The organism is Halomonas sp. HP20-15, from assembly GCF_033446685.1.
Classification (GTDB): Bacteria; Pseudomonadota; Gammaproteobacteria; order Pseudomonadales; family Halomonadaceae; genus Modicisalibacter.
In genome coordinates this window covers 437,960-453,186 of sequence record NZ_JAWQLY010000002.1, presented here as the reverse complement: position 1 = coordinate 453,186, position 15,227 = coordinate 437,960, and the positions used below count along the sequence as shown (strand labels likewise).

12 protein-coding genes and 1 pseudogene are annotated in these 15,227 nt (G+C 62.8%); 6 read left to right on the top strand and 7 right to left on the bottom strand.

The window, feature by feature from the left end:
- Positions 1-50: 50 nt before the first annotated feature.
- Together R6258_RS04520 and R6258_RS04515 are read right to left on the bottom strand one after the other, a co-directional pair.
- Positions 51-1,079: a TRAP transporter substrate-binding protein gene (locus tag R6258_RS04520; protein WP_318447939.1), complete on the bottom strand. Its 1,029-nt coding sequence runs from the start codon at positions 1,077-1,079 to the stop codon at positions 51-53.
- Positions 1,080-1,173: 94 nt separating this feature from the next.
- Positions 1,174-3,522 (bottom strand): cytochrome P450/oxidoreductase, encoded by a 2,349-nt coding sequence (locus tag R6258_RS04515; protein WP_318447936.1) that lies wholly within the window; start codon positions 3,520-3,522, stop codon positions 1,174-1,176.
- A gap of 165 nt (positions 3,523-3,687) precedes the next feature.
- Here R6258_RS04515 and R6258_RS04510 point away from each other — a divergent pair, with 165 nt between their 5' ends.
- From R6258_RS04510 to maiA, 4 genes are all read left to right on the top strand, one after another.
- A complete protein-coding gene (locus tag R6258_RS04510; RefSeq protein ID WP_318447934.1) occupies positions 3,688-4,359 on the top strand; it encodes an IclR family transcriptional regulator in 672 nt (223 codons plus the stop codon).
- Between the two features lie 176 nt (positions 4,360-4,535).
- Positions 4,536-5,846, top strand: coding sequence for a homogentisate 1,2-dioxygenase (gene hmgA, locus R6258_RS04505; protein ID WP_318447931.1), 1,311 nt, complete (start codon positions 4,536-4,538; stop codon positions 5,844-5,846).
- 34 nt (positions 5,847-5,880) lie between these two features.
- Positions 5,881-6,900, top strand: coding sequence for a fumarylacetoacetate hydrolase family protein (locus R6258_RS04500; RefSeq protein ID WP_318447929.1), 1,020 nt, complete (start codon positions 5,881-5,883; stop codon positions 6,898-6,900).
- Positions 6,901-6,912: 12 nt separating this feature from the next.
- Entirely contained in the window at positions 6,913-7,554 is a 642-nt protein-coding gene (maiA, locus tag R6258_RS04495) for a maleylacetoacetate isomerase (protein WP_318447926.1), read from the top strand.
- 156 nt (positions 7,555-7,710) lie between these two features.
- Here maiA and R6258_RS04490 read toward each other — a convergent pair.
- From R6258_RS04490 to R6258_RS04475, 4 genes and pseudogenes are all read right to left on the bottom strand, one after another.
- A pseudogene (locus R6258_RS04490) lies at positions 7,711-7,830 on the bottom strand (4-hydroxyphenylpyruvate dioxygenase); the annotation flags it as partial.
- 282 nt (positions 7,831-8,112) lie between these two features.
- The gene (locus R6258_RS04485; protein WP_318447924.1) at positions 8,113-9,381 is read right to left on the bottom strand and encodes an NAD(P)/FAD-dependent oxidoreductase; all 1,269 of its coding nucleotides are present in this window, start codon (positions 9,379-9,381) and stop codon (positions 8,113-8,115) included.
- Entirely contained in the window at positions 9,381-10,904 is a 1,524-nt protein-coding gene (gene nhaC / locus R6258_RS04480; RefSeq protein ID WP_318447921.1) for a Na+/H+ antiporter NhaC, read from the bottom strand. Before nhaC ends, R6258_RS04485 begins: the two co-directional genes overlap by 1 nt.
- A 64-nt stretch (positions 10,905-10,968) precedes the next feature.
- Entirely contained in the window at positions 10,969-11,925 is a 957-nt protein-coding gene (locus R6258_RS04475) for an ornithine cyclodeaminase family protein (protein WP_318447919.1), read from the bottom strand.
- A gap of 120 nt (positions 11,926-12,045) precedes the next feature.
- On the opposite strand from R6258_RS04475, the gene R6258_RS04470 reads away from it, so the two are divergent.
- Positions 12,046-12,831: an AraC family transcriptional regulator gene (locus R6258_RS04470; RefSeq protein WP_318447916.1), complete on the top strand. Its 786-nt coding sequence runs from the start codon at positions 12,046-12,048 to the stop codon at positions 12,829-12,831.
- 655 nt (positions 12,832-13,486) lie between these two features.
- On the top strand, positions 13,487-13,690 hold the full coding sequence (locus tag R6258_RS04465) for a hypothetical protein (RefSeq protein WP_318447914.1): 204 nt from the start codon (positions 13,487-13,489) through the stop codon (positions 13,688-13,690).
- Positions 13,691-13,709: 19 nt separating this feature from the next.
- Here the strand turns inward: R6258_RS04465 and R6258_RS04460 are convergent, their stop codons facing one another.
- Entirely contained in the window at positions 13,710-14,957 is a 1,248-nt protein-coding gene (locus tag R6258_RS04460; RefSeq protein WP_318447912.1) for a cation:proton antiporter, read from the bottom strand.
- Positions 14,958-15,227 lie beyond the last annotated feature (270 nt).

The following is a 15,227-nucleotide window of genomic DNA, read 5'->3' as shown; positions in this document are numbered from 1 at the left end:
ACATTCCGGCGCCGTAACTGGCGCCGGTCCGTTCAGGAAGGTTCCGTCGCTTATTGTTGCTGTTGCTTCTCGGCGAGCAGTTCACGCATGCGCTCATAGATCTCGCGTGCGTTGTCGACCCCCTGGTTGGCCGTCTCCTCGATATAGGCCTCGGTAACGGGCTGCAGCGTTTCACGCCAACGCTGGCGCTCGGCGTCCGAGAGATGGGTGATGACATCGCCGGACGCCTCGGCCTCCTCGCGACCCGCGGCATCCCATTTGTCCCACCAGTCACCGAACTTGGCCACCAGCGAATCGCCGGATGCCTCGTCGATGCACGCCTGGACGTTCTCGGGCAGGGAGTCGTACTTGCGCTGATTCATCACGAAGAAGAACGGCACCGTGTAGGCACCGGCATCCAGGTGATAGTCGAGCACCTCGTTCAGGCCGAAGGATTTCACCGGATCCCAGGGAAACACCGTACCGTCGATCACATGCTTCTGGATGTTCTCGTAGACCTCGCCCGGCGGCAGCCCCTGCGGCGTGGCACCCAGCGCCGTGAGCATCTGGGAAACAGCGGGACTCGGGGTGCGCAGACGCAGCCCCTGCATGTCCTCCATGGTTTGCACCTTCTTGTCCGCGGTGTGGATGAGTCCGCCGTTATGGGCGTGCAGCGCCAACACCTTGAGCCCACGATATTCCGGAGCCAGGTAGTCGGGGTACATCTGCCAGAGGGTCTCGCTGGCGGCGCCGGCGTCGCGGGTCAGGAAGGGCAGCTCGATCAGCGACGTCCGTGGGAAGCGTCCGCGCGGGATGCCTTGAAGGCCATGGGCGATATCCACGACCCCGGCCATCACCTGTTCCTGCTGCTTGGCGACGTTGCCCAGTTGGGTGCCGCCCGGGTAGATCTCGAACTGGACCTCACCGTTGGTGCAGGCGGTCACCTGCTCCGTCCAGGGCACGATGAAATCGGTGTGGATGCCATGTACCGACGGCAGGTAGTGGCTGACCTTGAGCGTGGTCTGGGCGGACGCGGTTCCCGCCAGGAGTAGCGTGGCGCCGCAGGCGAGCGTGGCGAGCTTCGAAGTGTTGTTGTTCACAGGAGACTCCCTGATTGTTCCGCGCGGGCGGAATGATGGATTGGTATTGTTGTATGGCCGTCAGGCCCAGGAGCAGCACGGCGCGCCCTCCCCTTCAGATACCCAGGACAAGCTTGCCGCCCCGGGCCCGTGAGCAGCAGGTCATCATGCGCCGGTTGGCGGCTCGCTCCTGCGCGGTCAGCACCTTGTCGCGATGATCGACCTCCCCGTCAAGCACGGCCACCTCGCAGGTACCGCAAAGCCCCTCCTCGCAGTCGCTGGGCACGTCGACCCCCACGCCGCGCAAGGCCTGCAGCACGGTCTGGTCGGCGGCGACGGGGACGTTCAATTCGGAATCGCCGAGCACCACCTCGAAGGCATGCTCCTGGCTGGGAACCAGGGCCGCGCCACTCGCCGAGAAGTGCTCCACATGGATGCACTCCGAGGCATCTCCGGCGCTGGCCGCCAAGGCATCGAGCAGGCGTTCGGGGCCGCAGGCATATACCTGGGCCTGACCGCGGTCGGCCAGGATAGTGGATAGCTCGATGCGCCGCCCTTCATCGCCAGGATAGAGCTGCAGCCGGGCGCCGTGATCGCGCGCCAGCCGCTCCAGCAGGGGCATGGTAGCCCGGGAGCGACCGCAGTAGTGAATGACGTAGTCCTTGCCGAGCCGCTTGAGCCGGTCGGCCATCGCGATGATCGGCGTGATGCCGATCCCGCCGGCGATCAGCAGGTAGCTCACGGCACTCTCGTCCAGGCGGAAGTGGTTACGCGGCCCCCGCAGGCGCAGCCGTGTGCCCGGCTTGACGGTGTCATGGATGTGACGGGAACCGCCGCGCCCCGGCGATTCCCGGCGGATCGCTATCTGCAGGTGGCGGTCGTCGTCGGGATCGCCGCACAGCGAGTATTTGCGGGTGTAGTCGCCTATCACCACCTCGACGTGCGCGCCCGGGGTCCAGCGTGGCAGCGCCCGGCCGTCCGGATCGGCGAGTTCCAGCCGCAGGACGTTCCTGGCTTCACCCACGGCCTGGGTGACCACGACCTCGCGCTCGGCGTCTCGCTTGGAGGGCGCACCCAGGGGGAAGTCGCGGCCCCGCTCGCGTAGCGAGGCATCGCGGCGTTCGGGGTTGGCGGCCGGGTCCCAACGCACCCACAAATGCTCCGGACCACGGAAGGAGGTATTCGGGACGAAGGTGAAGGTCTGGTCCGGGACGAGCTCCATGTGCGGCAGGCGGCGGGTGAACTCCTCGAGGAAGATGCGCATCTCCATGCGCGCCAGGTTCTTGCCCATGCACTGGTGGCTGCCATAGCCGAACGTCAGGTGATCCGTCGTGTTGTCGCGGTAGATGTCCAGGACGTCGGGGTTCTCGAAATGACGCTCGTCATGGTTCGCCGAAGCGCTGACGATCAGCAGCTTGGCTCCCCTGGGGATCGGCACGTCGCCGATGCGAGTCTCGGTGGTGGCGATTCGCCGCCAGGCGGCAACGGACCCCGACAGACGCAGGCACTCTTCCACGGCGTTGGGAATCAGCGAGGGGTTGGCGCACAGGTCCTCCCACACCGTGCGGTTTTCCAGCAACAGCCGCAGCATGTTGGCGGCGGCGTGGGCGGTGGTCTCGTGCGCAGCCACGATGCCGGCCATCATCATCGAGTGCAGGTAGGAGTCGGTGACCACCTCCGGCAGTTCCTGCTGGCGGCGAATGGCATATTTCATCCAGCCATGACCGGACGGGTCCTGGCGCATCCTATCCAGGACCTGGCCGGCGTATTGCCAGAACTTGCCCACCGCTTGTGCGACGGCGACCTGCTCTTGCGGCGATGGACGGCCCCAGGTATTCACGGTGTGCGCAATGGAATACTCGCGCAGGGTGTCCATGTCCTCCTCGGGCACCCCGAGAAAGTGCAGGGCCACCGTCAGCGGGATCTCCCAGAGCATCTCGTCGACCAGTTCGGCCTCGCCCTGGTCGACCAGCCGATCCAGGGACTCGCGCGTCAGGCGGCGCACCATGGCCTCGTGGTGCGCCAATTCCTCAAGCTCGAAGGATTTCATCAGCGCCCGGCGCCGCTCCATGTGCGCCGGCTCGTCCTCGTTGACCAGCGTGCGATTCATGGCATAGCCGTAGCGCTTGAGCGTGTCCTGGGCAGCCTGCGAGACCGGGGTGATCTTCTCCAGCGCGATGGACGGCGAGAACGTCCGGTTGTCGCGGAAGATGGCCTTCACATCGGCATAGCGGCTGACGACCCAATAGCCCAGCCTGGGGCTGTAGAACACCGGTTCCTGATCGCGCGACCAGCGCAGGGCCTCGGCCGGATCGAGCTGATAGTCGCGCTCGAACGGGTCGAACGTCGCGGCCCGGGGGGAAACGGGGCAACCATTCGGCGATTCGGCGACAGGGCCTGAACCGGCAGCACTGAAAGGGCAGCGTTCCCCTGCAGCGAGCGGCGGGGTCCGGGGCGTGGGCATGGCGGGCCTCGTCTTGCGCTATGTTTTACTTTTATTGAAAAGCCTTGTTCTGTGAACGAACATAGGTAAGCGCTTGATCAGGGTCAAGCGGAAAGCGGGCCCACAGCGGGCTCTCTAGCCCAAAGTCTAAAGGGCGTTTAATTCAGTCATGACGAGTCACGAACGATGAGCCAATTGCAAACCCTCGACCGGGGGCTCCACGCACTCAAGATCATCGCACGCCACCCTGGTGGCCTGAGCATTGCGGAGCTGGCGACGGAACTCGCCATCAATCGCGCCATCGTCTATCGCATCGTGGCGACGCTTGAAGCCAACGCCCTGGCGTATCGGAAGGAGGACGGCGCCATTTGCCTGGGTGGCGGCATTCTTGCCCTGGCGTCTCAGTTCGAACCGCAACTGCGCAGCGTGACCGAGCCCCTGCTGCGCCGGCTGGCCCGGGACACTCACGCCACGGCCTATCTTTCGGCCGCCCAGGGCGAGGAGTGCGTGGCCCTGATGGTGGCCGAACCGGAAGACGGCTTGCTGCGGGTCGGCTACCGGGTCGGTAGCCGCCACCCGCTGGCCATCGGCGCGGCCGGCATCGCCATCCTTTCCGCGCGCCCCGAGAGCGAGACGGACAGCAGCGAGATCCGCACGGCCCGCCAGCAGGGCTACAGCATCACCCGCGGTCAGTTGCAGCGCGGCGCCGTCGGCGTGGCCTGCCCGCTCGCGGGCAAGTCCTCGCGCTCGGGCTTCGAGGGCAGCATCGGCGTGGTCGCGCTGGACGACCTGGACGCTGAAGCGGCCGCCGGCGCGGTAAAGACATGTGCGTACCAACTTGCCGACCTCTTGGCATGAGCCGTCATCGGCCGTTTCAAACGTGAGCAGTCGGTGCCGTGCGGGGCAATGACGACGGCTCGGCGCGTCACGCTTGACGCCGTCATTGGCAAGCTCTTAGCATCACTATAAAGTTTCAAATGAAACTATTTGGCGGCGTGGTCATGTCTTGCCCTTATCGATGACGAGGAACGCTCATGGACAACAACGAACCGGAATACTCAAGCGGATTCCGTAACCATCATGCCACCGAGGCCCTGCCCGGCGCCCTGCCGGAAGGCCAGAACTCGCCCCAGCGTTGCCCCTACGGACTCTATGCCGAGCAACTGACCGGCTCGGCGTTCACCGCCCCGCGCAGCCATAACCTGCGAAGCTGGCTGTACCGCATCCGCCCCTCGGTGGCGCAGAGCGCCTATCGTCCGCTCGAGGCGGGGCAATGGGACACGGCGCCGCCGCGCGAGCCGGCCGCCGATCCCAACCAGATGCGCTGGGACCCGCGTCCGCTGCCCGATGCCCCCACCGACTTCATCGACGGGCTGATGACGATCGCCGTCAATGGCGACGCCACGACGCAGACCGGTTGCGGCGTGCACGTCTACGCCTTCAACCGCGACATGACCGAGCGCTTCTTCTATAACGCCGATGGAGAACTGCTGATCGTGCCGCAGCAGGGCACGCTCGCGCTGCGTACCGAGCTGGGCGCGTTGCAAGTCGTTGCGGGCGAGATTGCCGTCGTGCCACGCGGGATCAAGTTCCAGGTCCGGCTCGCCGACGGCGCCAAGGCGGCCCGCGGCTATGTCTGCGAAAACTATGGCAGCCCCTTCGAGCTGCCCGGCCTGGGGCCGATCGGTGCCAACGGGCTGGCCAACCCGCGCGACTTCCTGAGCCCGGTGGCTTGCTACGAGGACGAAACCGGCGATTTCGAGCTCATCGCCAAGTTCTCGGGCCGGCTGTGGGCGACCCGGCTCGATCATTCGCCACTCGACGTGGTGGCCTGGCACGGTAACTACGCGCCCTACAAGTACGACCTGGCTCGCTTCAATACCATCAACACGGTCAGCTTCGACCATCCCGACCCGTCGATCTTCACCGTGCTGACCTCGTCGTCCGACACGCCGGGAATGGCCAACATCGACTTCGTGATCTTCCCGCCGCGCTGGATGGTGGCCGAGCACACCTTTCGCCCGCCCTACTTCCATCGCAACCTGATGAGCGAGTTCATGGGCCTGATCCACGGCGAGTACGACGCCAAGGCCGAAGGCTTCCTGCCTGGCGGGGCCAGCCTGCACAACAGCATGTCGCCCCACGGGCCGGACGCGGAGACCTTCGAGAAGGCGACGTCCGCCGAACTGGCCCCGCAGCGCCTGGGCGACACCCTGGCCTTCATGTTCGAGAGCCGCTACGTGTACCAGCCTACGCCGGCCGCCCTGGACGCCGACTTCCGCCAGCGCGACTACGTCGACGTGTGGGCGGGACTGCGCTCGCACTTCACCCCCGACCAGCGCTGATGACCGATTTTCCGATGACAACAAGGACGAAGTAATGAAACTCGCCACACTCAACCAGGGCCGCGACGGCCAGCTGATCGTGGTCTCCCGCGACCTGACCCGCGCCGTTCGCGTGCCGCAGATCGCCGCCACCCTGCAGCAGGCCATCGAGGACTGGGACGCCCTCGCCCCCCGGCTGGAGCAAGCCTATGCCGAGCTCAACGACGGCCGGGCCGCGGACGCCTTCGATCTCGACACGAGCGCGCTGCACTCGCCGTTGCCGCGCAGCTACCACTGGGCCGACGGCTCGGCCTACCTGAATCACGTCCAGCTGGTGCGCCAGGCCCGCGGCGCCGAGATGCCCGAGACGTTCTGGAGCGACCCGCTGATGTACCAGGGCGGCGGCGACCGTTTCCTGGCGCCGACCGCGGATATCGAGGCGCTCAGCGAGGAGCACGGCATCGACCTTGAAGGCGAACTAGCGGTGATTACCGACGACGTGCCGATGGCCGTCAGCCCCGAACGGGCCGCCGGCCACATCAAGCTGATCATGCTGGTCAACGACGTCAGCCTGCGCGGGTTGATCCCCGGCGAGCTGGCCAAGGGCTTCGGGTTCTTCCAGTCCAAGCCGGCCTCGAGTTTCTCGCCGGTCGCCGTGACGCCGGACGAGCTGGGCGACGCCTGGCACGACGGCCGGGTCCACCTGCCGCTGACCGTGCATCTCAACGGCGAGAAGTTCGGCGAGCCCGAGGCCGGCCCCGACATGATCTTCAGCTTTCCGCAGCTCGTCGCCCATGCCGCCAGGACCCGCCACCTGGGCGCGGGCGCGATCATCGGCTCGGGCACCGTCTCCAACCCCGGCGTCGATGGCGGCCCCGGCAAGCCGGTCGCCGACGGTGGGGTCGGCTACAGCTGCCTGGCCGAGGTGCGCATGGTCGAGAAGATCCTGCATGGCGAGATGGCCACACCCTTCCTGCGCTTCGGCGATCGGGTACGCATCGAGATGTTCGACCGTCAGGGCGACAGCATCTTCGGCGCCATCGACCAGCAAGTCGTCCAATACCAGGCGAAATGAGCGGAGGCCCCGATGAAACTCTACGGCTACTTTCGCTCCTCGGCGGCCTATCGGGTGCGCATCGCGCTCAACCTCAAGGGTCTCGACTATGAGCGGGTCGCGGTCGACCTGGTCAACGGCGAGCAGCGCAGCGGGGACAACCTCGCCCGCAACCCCCAGGGGCTGGTCCCGACACTCGAGACCGACGACGGCGCGCGGCTGACCCAGTCGCTGGCGATCTGCGAATACCTCGACGAGCGCTATCCCGATCCGCCCCTGCTGCCCTCAGACGCCGAGGCCCGCGCCCGGGTGCGCGCGCTGGCCCAGTTGATCGCCTGCGAGATCCATCCGCTCGACAACCTCAAGGTGCTCAAGTACCTGACCGGCGAGCTGGGTCTCGACGAGGCCGCCAAGCTGACCTGGTACCGCCACTGGATCGCCGAGGGCTTCGATGCGCTGGAGATGTCGCTTGCCGATTCCCCCGCCACCGGCGCGTTCTGCCACGGCGACGCACCGGGTCTGGCCGATCTGTGCCTGGTGCCGCAGGTGTTCAATGCCAAGCGCTTCGAGTGCGACCTGAGCGGCTACCCGACGCTCCGGCGCATCGCCGAGCGCTGCGAGACGCTGGAGGCCTTCCAGCGGGCCCGTCCGGAGCATCAGCCGGACGCCACCTGAGACATGGCAAAGCAACTGCACAAGTCAGGGCCTGCAGTCCCATTGATGTAGAGTTCTCTGACGCAGTCAGCCCCTTATCGTATGAATGGTATGAATGCTAAGGGGCTGAAGTAAGCCACAGTAGCATCAGGCTAACCGGTCAGTCGTTGGCCTCGACTACCCACGGCGAACCTGATCGCGTTCGACCGATTCGAAGAGCGCCTTGAAATCGCCCTCACCAAAGCCGTCCTCGTCCTTGCGTTAAATGAACTCGAAGAACACCGGTCCAAGCAGGGTCTGGGAAAAAAATCTGGTCAGATATCTAGATTCCCCATACAGATATATTTGATTTCTAGATAATCATCGAGCCCATATTTGGAGCCCTCACGACCAAGCCCTGACTCCTTGATACTCGTCCATCGCCGGTTCGCCGGCGACTCTCTCAGCTACTCACCGATGTTTTCTGGCATCGTGAATGCTCGGATAACTCAAGGCAGGAACCCATTCGCTCTTCGAGCTTCGAAACAGGCGCTCCATAGGTGCATTGACGCTCCTATTGGTTTCTATATTCTCCGCAACTCAGGCACGCTCGAAACGACCTGCTCGGAAAGGCGTCAGGTCGATATCCGGAGCACGACCCATCAGCTGATCGGCAACAAGCTCCGCCGTAATCGCTGCTTGAGTCAGCCCCAAGTGCTGGTGGCCGAAGGCGAACTGTACTTGGGGATGACGCGGGTGTTTGCCGATAACCGGCAGGGAGTCAGGCAATGTGGGACGAAACCCCATCCAGTCCCGGGCCTTCTCAACACCAACATTATCGCTCAACAGTGCCGATACATGATGCTTGAGCGTACGCGAGCGTTTGGGGTTGGGCTTGAGCGCCAGCCCGCCCAATTCGGAAAACCCCACCGCCCGCAGACCGCACTGCATGGGCGTCAATACTACGTTGCGTTCGGCCGAGCCAATGGGCTGACGTAGCGCGCCTATACGATCCGAGAGCGTCAGGTGATGGCCGCTTTCGCTCTCCAGCGGAATCTTCAGGCCCAACTGCTCGGCAAGCCGGCTGCTCCACGCACCGGTGGCAATGACTACACGGCCCGCCTCGATACGGCGCTGATCGGTGGTTATCGTCACGCCTTCGTGGGTGGCGTCGATTTGCTCGACACTTTCGCAATCGATCTCGCCACCTGCCTTTCTGAATGCTTCAACCAGACGCTGCACTACCCGATAAGGATCGCTGACCTGATGGGCGTTAGGAAAGAGCAGGGCGTGATGGATGCTGCGGCTCAGACCGCTATCTCGCGTCTGCACGGCGTTGGCGTCGAGCAGTTCTGCATCGATGCCATACTCGTTGAGGCGCGCCTGATGCCGGCGCGCCTGATCCAGCGCGTTCGGCTTTTCCCATACCATCAGATAGCCTGAGGCGATCAGTTCATCCTGGGCGCCGATACCGTCTAGACAGCGTTGCCAGGCTCCCAGTGCTTGAGCGTTTAGCGCGGCCAGGGCGCGCTGGCCCTGACCGACTGCTTTTTTGCGTGCAGCCAGTGTAAAGCGCCAAAGCCAAGGCATCAGCGATGGTAGATAGCGCGGCGGCAGTACCAGTGGGCCATGGGGATCAAGCAATAGCTCTGGCGCCCTACGTAGGGTATTTGGGGTCGAGAGCGGGTTGACCAATTCGGTGGCCAGATAGCCCGCATTCCCGAAGGAGGCCCCCTTGCCAGGCTCGTCGCGATCGAGCACCAGTACCCGAAGCCCCTCCTGGCGGAGCTTCAGGGCACTGGTCATGCCAATAAGGCCTGCTCCGACGACAACGACGTCGGGGCGGAGTGAATATGCCTTGGCAGTCATTATATACCCGAATTCTCAAGTGCAATGTTCTCATCGCGAGACGGTATCGGCCCTTCGGCGTCTACTTGCGAGGATAGCCGTGCGGGCTGGTCGCTGTTGGGACGCTTTTGCGGATCCGCCTTGTAGGAGAACAGGCCGAACTGGGCGTAGATGATGCTCAGCAGCGGCGAGAGCCAGCAGGCAAAGGCAAGCGGAATATAGAGCAGTGCGCTCAGATCGCCGTCGCCGACCGTAAGCCCCAGCGTGGTCATCACGAAGGCGCCCCCCACGTTCCAAGGAATGAGGGGGGACACCAACGTGCCGCCCTCTTCGATGGCGCGAGAGAGGTTGAGTCGTGAGTAGCCCAGACGATCATAGGCGCTGACGTACATACGCCCCGGCAAGGCAATGGAAAGATAGACATCGCCGGCAATGGCATTGACGAAAATCGGCGTGAGCACTGCACTGGTCTGCAGCGCCCTGAAACTGCGCGCCTTCTCGGTGATGGCCGTTACCACTTTCTCAAGGCAACGGGTCCTCTCAAGAATACCGCCGAATACCAACGCAAAAATGATCAGCGTGACTACCCAGGTCATGGAGGTGACCCCACCACGGTTGAGCAGGCTATCCAGCGGCCCCACGCCGGTCTCGACGGTATAGCCGCTGTGAGCGTAGGTCAGCACATCATGGAAAGATGCGTTCTGGGTCAGTATGGCGATCACGCCGCCCAGACAAGTAGCCGTAAACAGTGCTGGAATGGGCGCCACCTTCAGAAAGGCCAGAGTCAGGATGATCAGCAGCGGAATCAGCTGCCAGAAACCCAGATGGAAGGTGGCGCCTAGCCCCTCGCGAATATTCACGATGCGCTCAAGCGAGCCTGCACCGGCGTGATCGGCGCCTCCCGCCCATGCGTAGATCACCAACGCTATCAGCATTGCCGGTACGGTGGTCGGCAACATATTCCTGATGTGATCGAATATATTGGTTTCGGTGACTGCCGGAGAGAGGTTGGTGGTATCCGAGAGCGGCGACATCTTGTCACCAAAAAAGGCACCAGAGACGATAGCGCCCGCTGTCCAGTACACCGGTATCTCCAATGCGACGCCGATACCCATCAGCGCTAGCCCTACCGTACCGACGGTGGTCCAGGAGGAACCGACCACCAGCGACACCACGGCACACATCAGCATAGTGGCGGCCAGAAACCACTGCGGGCTGAGAAGCTCGAGCCCGAAGTAGATCAGGGTCGGTACGGTGCCGCTAGCAATCAGTACACCGATCAGCATACCGACCACGACCAGCGTGGCGACCGCCGGCATCGCTACGTGTAGGAGTTTGAAACCGCCGGCCTCCATCTCCTTCCAGCGATAGCCTCGGCTCCAACCGAAGATGGCGGCAATGGCCGCGCCCAGCGCCAACGGAATATGAGGCGTGAAATCGTCATAATAGAACAATTGAATGGCCAGCAGCCCGATCGTCAATACGATCGGCAGCAATGCCATGCCAAGCGATGGAAGCGCAACCGCCTCGGAGTCATTTTTCATGGTTAGTCGTCACTTATATTGGCATTGTTTTGTTTACGTCTTTGATCGGCGGTAATCGTCGCGATCAGCCAGTGCTTCTCTCAAAGGCAGCAATAGCAGCAGCCAGATCCTCAATGGAGGCACCGACCGACTTGAAGACGGTAATGGCTCGGTCGGCGTCGGCCAGAGCAGGGCGTCCGGCATGTCTGACGCCGCAAAGATCGGGGAAATCGGCAAGAATATCCGCTTCGGTAATGACACCACTAGCCAGCGGATCGATCAGGTCGCCGGTTTCGCTCAACGCCCCGGCACGCGTATCCACGAAGATCGCGCCCCGGCGCATGACTTCGTCATCGGCTTCGCGCATCTGCGGTGTAAAACTGCCGACCAGGTCCACATGGGTCCCGGGTGACAGCCATTCCCCTCGAATCAGTGGTTCCCGACTGAGCGTGGCGCAACTGATGATATCGGCACGTCCTACGGCCTCGGCCAAGCCATCTGAGGGAATTACCTGAGCATCGATTCCCTCGGCGACGAGTTCTTCAACCAGCGCTTGCGCAGAAGATTCACGAATGTCCCAGACCCGCACCCGCTCGATCGGTCGAATGGCTCGGTGTGCAGGAATCAGCCGGTGGCCCATGCGCCCTGCCCCGACCATCAGCAATTCCCTGGCATCCTCCCGGGCCAGATAACGTGCAGCCAGTGCGGAAGCGCCTGCCGTGCGACGCGCTGTCAATTCGTTACCGTCCAGTTGCGCCAGGTGGCGGCCGGTACGAGCGCAGCTCAACAGGTAGTGGCTGCTGAGTCCGGGTTCCCCCCTGGCACTGTTGCCGGGAAATACGTTTACCTGCTTGACGCCAAGGTACTGGCCTTCGATCCAAGCGGGCATAAGCAGCAGGGTGGCATCCGGATCGCCAGGAACGTGCATATGGTGGTGGTGACGCACCGGAGAATGAACGGTACGAGTGAAGACAGCGTCCAGCGCCTCGACCATGGCATCCCAAGGCAGCGCCTGGGTCACTTGTTCGGCATTGAGAAACATGTCAACCTCTTTTTAATTGTGCCAGAGGCCAGTCTATGAGGCTTACGGTCGGTTCTATTGCTCCAGGCTCCGCAAGCGTTGACTCAGGCTCCGCAATGCCACCCTTCCGGTAACAGGCTCATGCAGCAGACTCAGGCTCGATGCAATCCGATTGCTCGCACGTCAGGCGAACATTGTCACGACGCTCCGCAACTGATGTTGGGCTGGCATGGCGCCATGGATTATGAGTTTACGCACGGGGGTGGCCGTTTAGTGCTGGGCCAAGCCGCCATCTTGCCTTCCGGGGAACCTCACTCCTATCTGGGCCGCCAGGCCGAGTGCGAGGTTTTCGTGATCGATCTTGATGCCGCCGATCCCTGCCTGGCCTCCTTGGAAGAGAGTTGTGCGCTAGACCTACGCGAATCGCTGTTTGCCGAACCTCGTACGCTCAGCTTGCCTCCAACACTGCTTCCCCTGGTGGAATTCGCGACGACGCAGGTAAAAGCAGCCAGCGATGAGAAGCGAACACGCCTGGTCAATCATCAGTTGGCCATGCTGTTCGTGAGTCAGTTCAGCCAGCTGGTGGACGATGTCTATAAGGGAGCCATGCAGCGTCAGAGACTCTCCGTAGAGGCGTTGAATCGCTTTATCGACCAGCGACTCGCATCTCCCCCGGACAATACGGAGTTAGCTGACGCCTTGCATCTTGGTCAGAGCCAATTCCACCTTTTGTGCCAACGCCAGTTCGGCGTGTCGCCTCAGCAATATGTCATGAACCGTCGACTTTTTTGGGCGAGGCATTGGCTACACCATACCCAGCGGCCCATTGGTGTTATCGCCATGGACCTAGGATTCGCAGATGTTTCGAGTTTCTCGCGCGCCTTTCGGCGGCGCGTTGGTTACCCGCCTACTCAGGAGCGCCACTAAAAGTTGAATAATGATTCTCTACGCCTCCTTGAAAAATTTAAAAATGTATATCAACTCGTTAAACACCCCTTGAAAGCCATGTTGGATTCGGCCGTTACACCATTCATATGGCGATGCGCTATCCCCACATGACGCCAGATCACATTCAGCAACTAAACCGTAACCAAGTAACCTTTAGGGTCGCGCACAAGTTAGGATGACAAAGTGACACAATACAGCCCTAAGTGCATGGCACCGGTCCCTACCCCGGAATAATACACTTAAGAAACTCACGAAATAGAACGCTGGTCCGAGCACTCTTCAGGGCGTGGCACTTGGTGCTTACCCGCTGCGACTGAGAATTTATAGTTAACGCTTCCCTGAATCCGGTCTACGCTGCCATCTCGATGATCCATGGTTTCTCGCATCGCGTGCTCCAACTCAATCCCATAGATGACATTATCGACCGGACTCCAGAGATAAGCTGATGTCTATCAACACGTGAATCTCATCGTAAACGTCGACGAATCCGCCGGAGCTATTAGTGTCGATCAGTGATACACCATCGCGCTCGGCATCATTCCAATCCGCCTCGACCCGGGGATAGGAGACGCTGAACGTACCTGGCCCCACGTCCTGGCTGAATACCGAGCGTACCGCCCCAGTCGCGAGGTCGTTGCCGACACGGTACGCCGGCGCGTTCTGCCACGGCGACGCGCCGAGTCTGGCCGATCTGTGCCTGGTGCCGCAGGTGTTCAATGCCAAGCGCTTCGAGTGCGACCTGAGCGGCTACCCGACGCTCCGGCGCATCGCCGAGCGCTGCGAGACGCTGGAGGCCTTCCAGCGGGCGGCGCCGGGCGTGCAACCGGATGCCCGTTAAGGGGACCGCCCCGGGAGCGTCACCCCGGTTTCTGCTCGGCCCCGGCGAGAGCCGCCTGACGCCGATCCAGCCAGCTCATCAGGGGCGCCGACAACATGCCGTAGGAAAAGATCGACAGCAGCACGATGAAACCGACGAAGGCCCAGGCCGCATCGATCTGGGCAAAGTCGCCGATGTTGGTCGCATAGGCGAGGTAGAAGAACGAGCCGACGCCGCGGATGCCGAACAGGCTGACGATGACCCGTTCGCAGCTTCGCAGGCGGGAGCCGAGCAGGCTGATCATGCCGGCGAGCGGACGGATGACGAACAGCACGACTATCGCCGCGATGGCCATCGGCCAGGTCAGTTCCTCGAGCAACGGCCCGGCGAGACTGCCGCCGAACAACACCAGCAGCATCATCATCAACAGGTGTTCGATCTGTTCGATGAAGCCGTGCAGGCGCAGATGGTAGCCATACTCGTCGTCGCGGCTGCGCAGCATCAGCGCCGCCACGAAGACGGCGATGAAGCCGTAGCCATGAATGTACTCAGCCGCGGAGTAGGCGACGAAGGTGATGCCCAGCGATGCGAAACCCTGGCCGGTGCGGGCGATCGTCTGCGCGCCGAGGCGAAACACCATGTTCCCCAACAGGCGGCCGACGAGCCAGCCGGCGGCTACACCCGCGACACAGCGCCACAATCCGTCGACGGCCAGCCAGTGCCAGGTCCAGTCACCCAGCGTGCCATGCGCGGCGAGCCCGAGCGCCAGCATGGTGAAGGGGAAACCCAGCCCGTCGTTGAGACCGGCCTCGGAGGTCAGACTGAAACGCACCTCGTCTTCAGCCTCTTCGCGCGGCGGCCCTACGCGCACGTCGGCGGCGAGCACGGGGTCGGTGGGCGCGATGACGGCACCGATCAGCACGGCCGTCTCCCAGGGCAGGCCGAGATAGATCGCGGCCAGCGCGGCGCAGGCCGCGATCGTCAAGGGCATGGCGATCCCCAGCAAACGCCAGGTATTCATCCATTGCCGCCAGGCCCACGGCCTGTCGATGCTCAGCCCCGCCCCGGCCAACGAGACGATGATGGTCAGCTCGGTCAATACCGACAGCGTGCCTGGATAGTCGCGCGGGCTCAGCCCGTTCTCGCCGAGGAGCGAAAAACCGCCGAAGCCGATCGCCACGCAGAGCATCGGTAGCGTCAGCGGCAAGTGCGAGATGAAGATCGGAAACCAGGCCACCAATAGAATCAGTAGCCCGAAGCCCCCCATGATAAGGGTCTGTGCGTCCATGCTAATCCATCGCCTGACAGTTGGTCCGCGCCTTCCTGGCGCACCCGGCAGCCCTCTGCGCTGCCATGCCTTACTAGCTTAGCGCCTCGGCGCACCGTCGCCGGGTTATTTCACGATTGCGTGTCGATCCGACGCACGCCTTCGGCTGATTGCGGCTAATAGGCAGGATCAGAAACCTGATACTCAGCGACTCGTCGTCCTAACCGGCGTTCCCTTATTTTTCGGTTAGAAAACCATGTTTCCCAGTGTCCGTAACTCTTCCATGCTGAT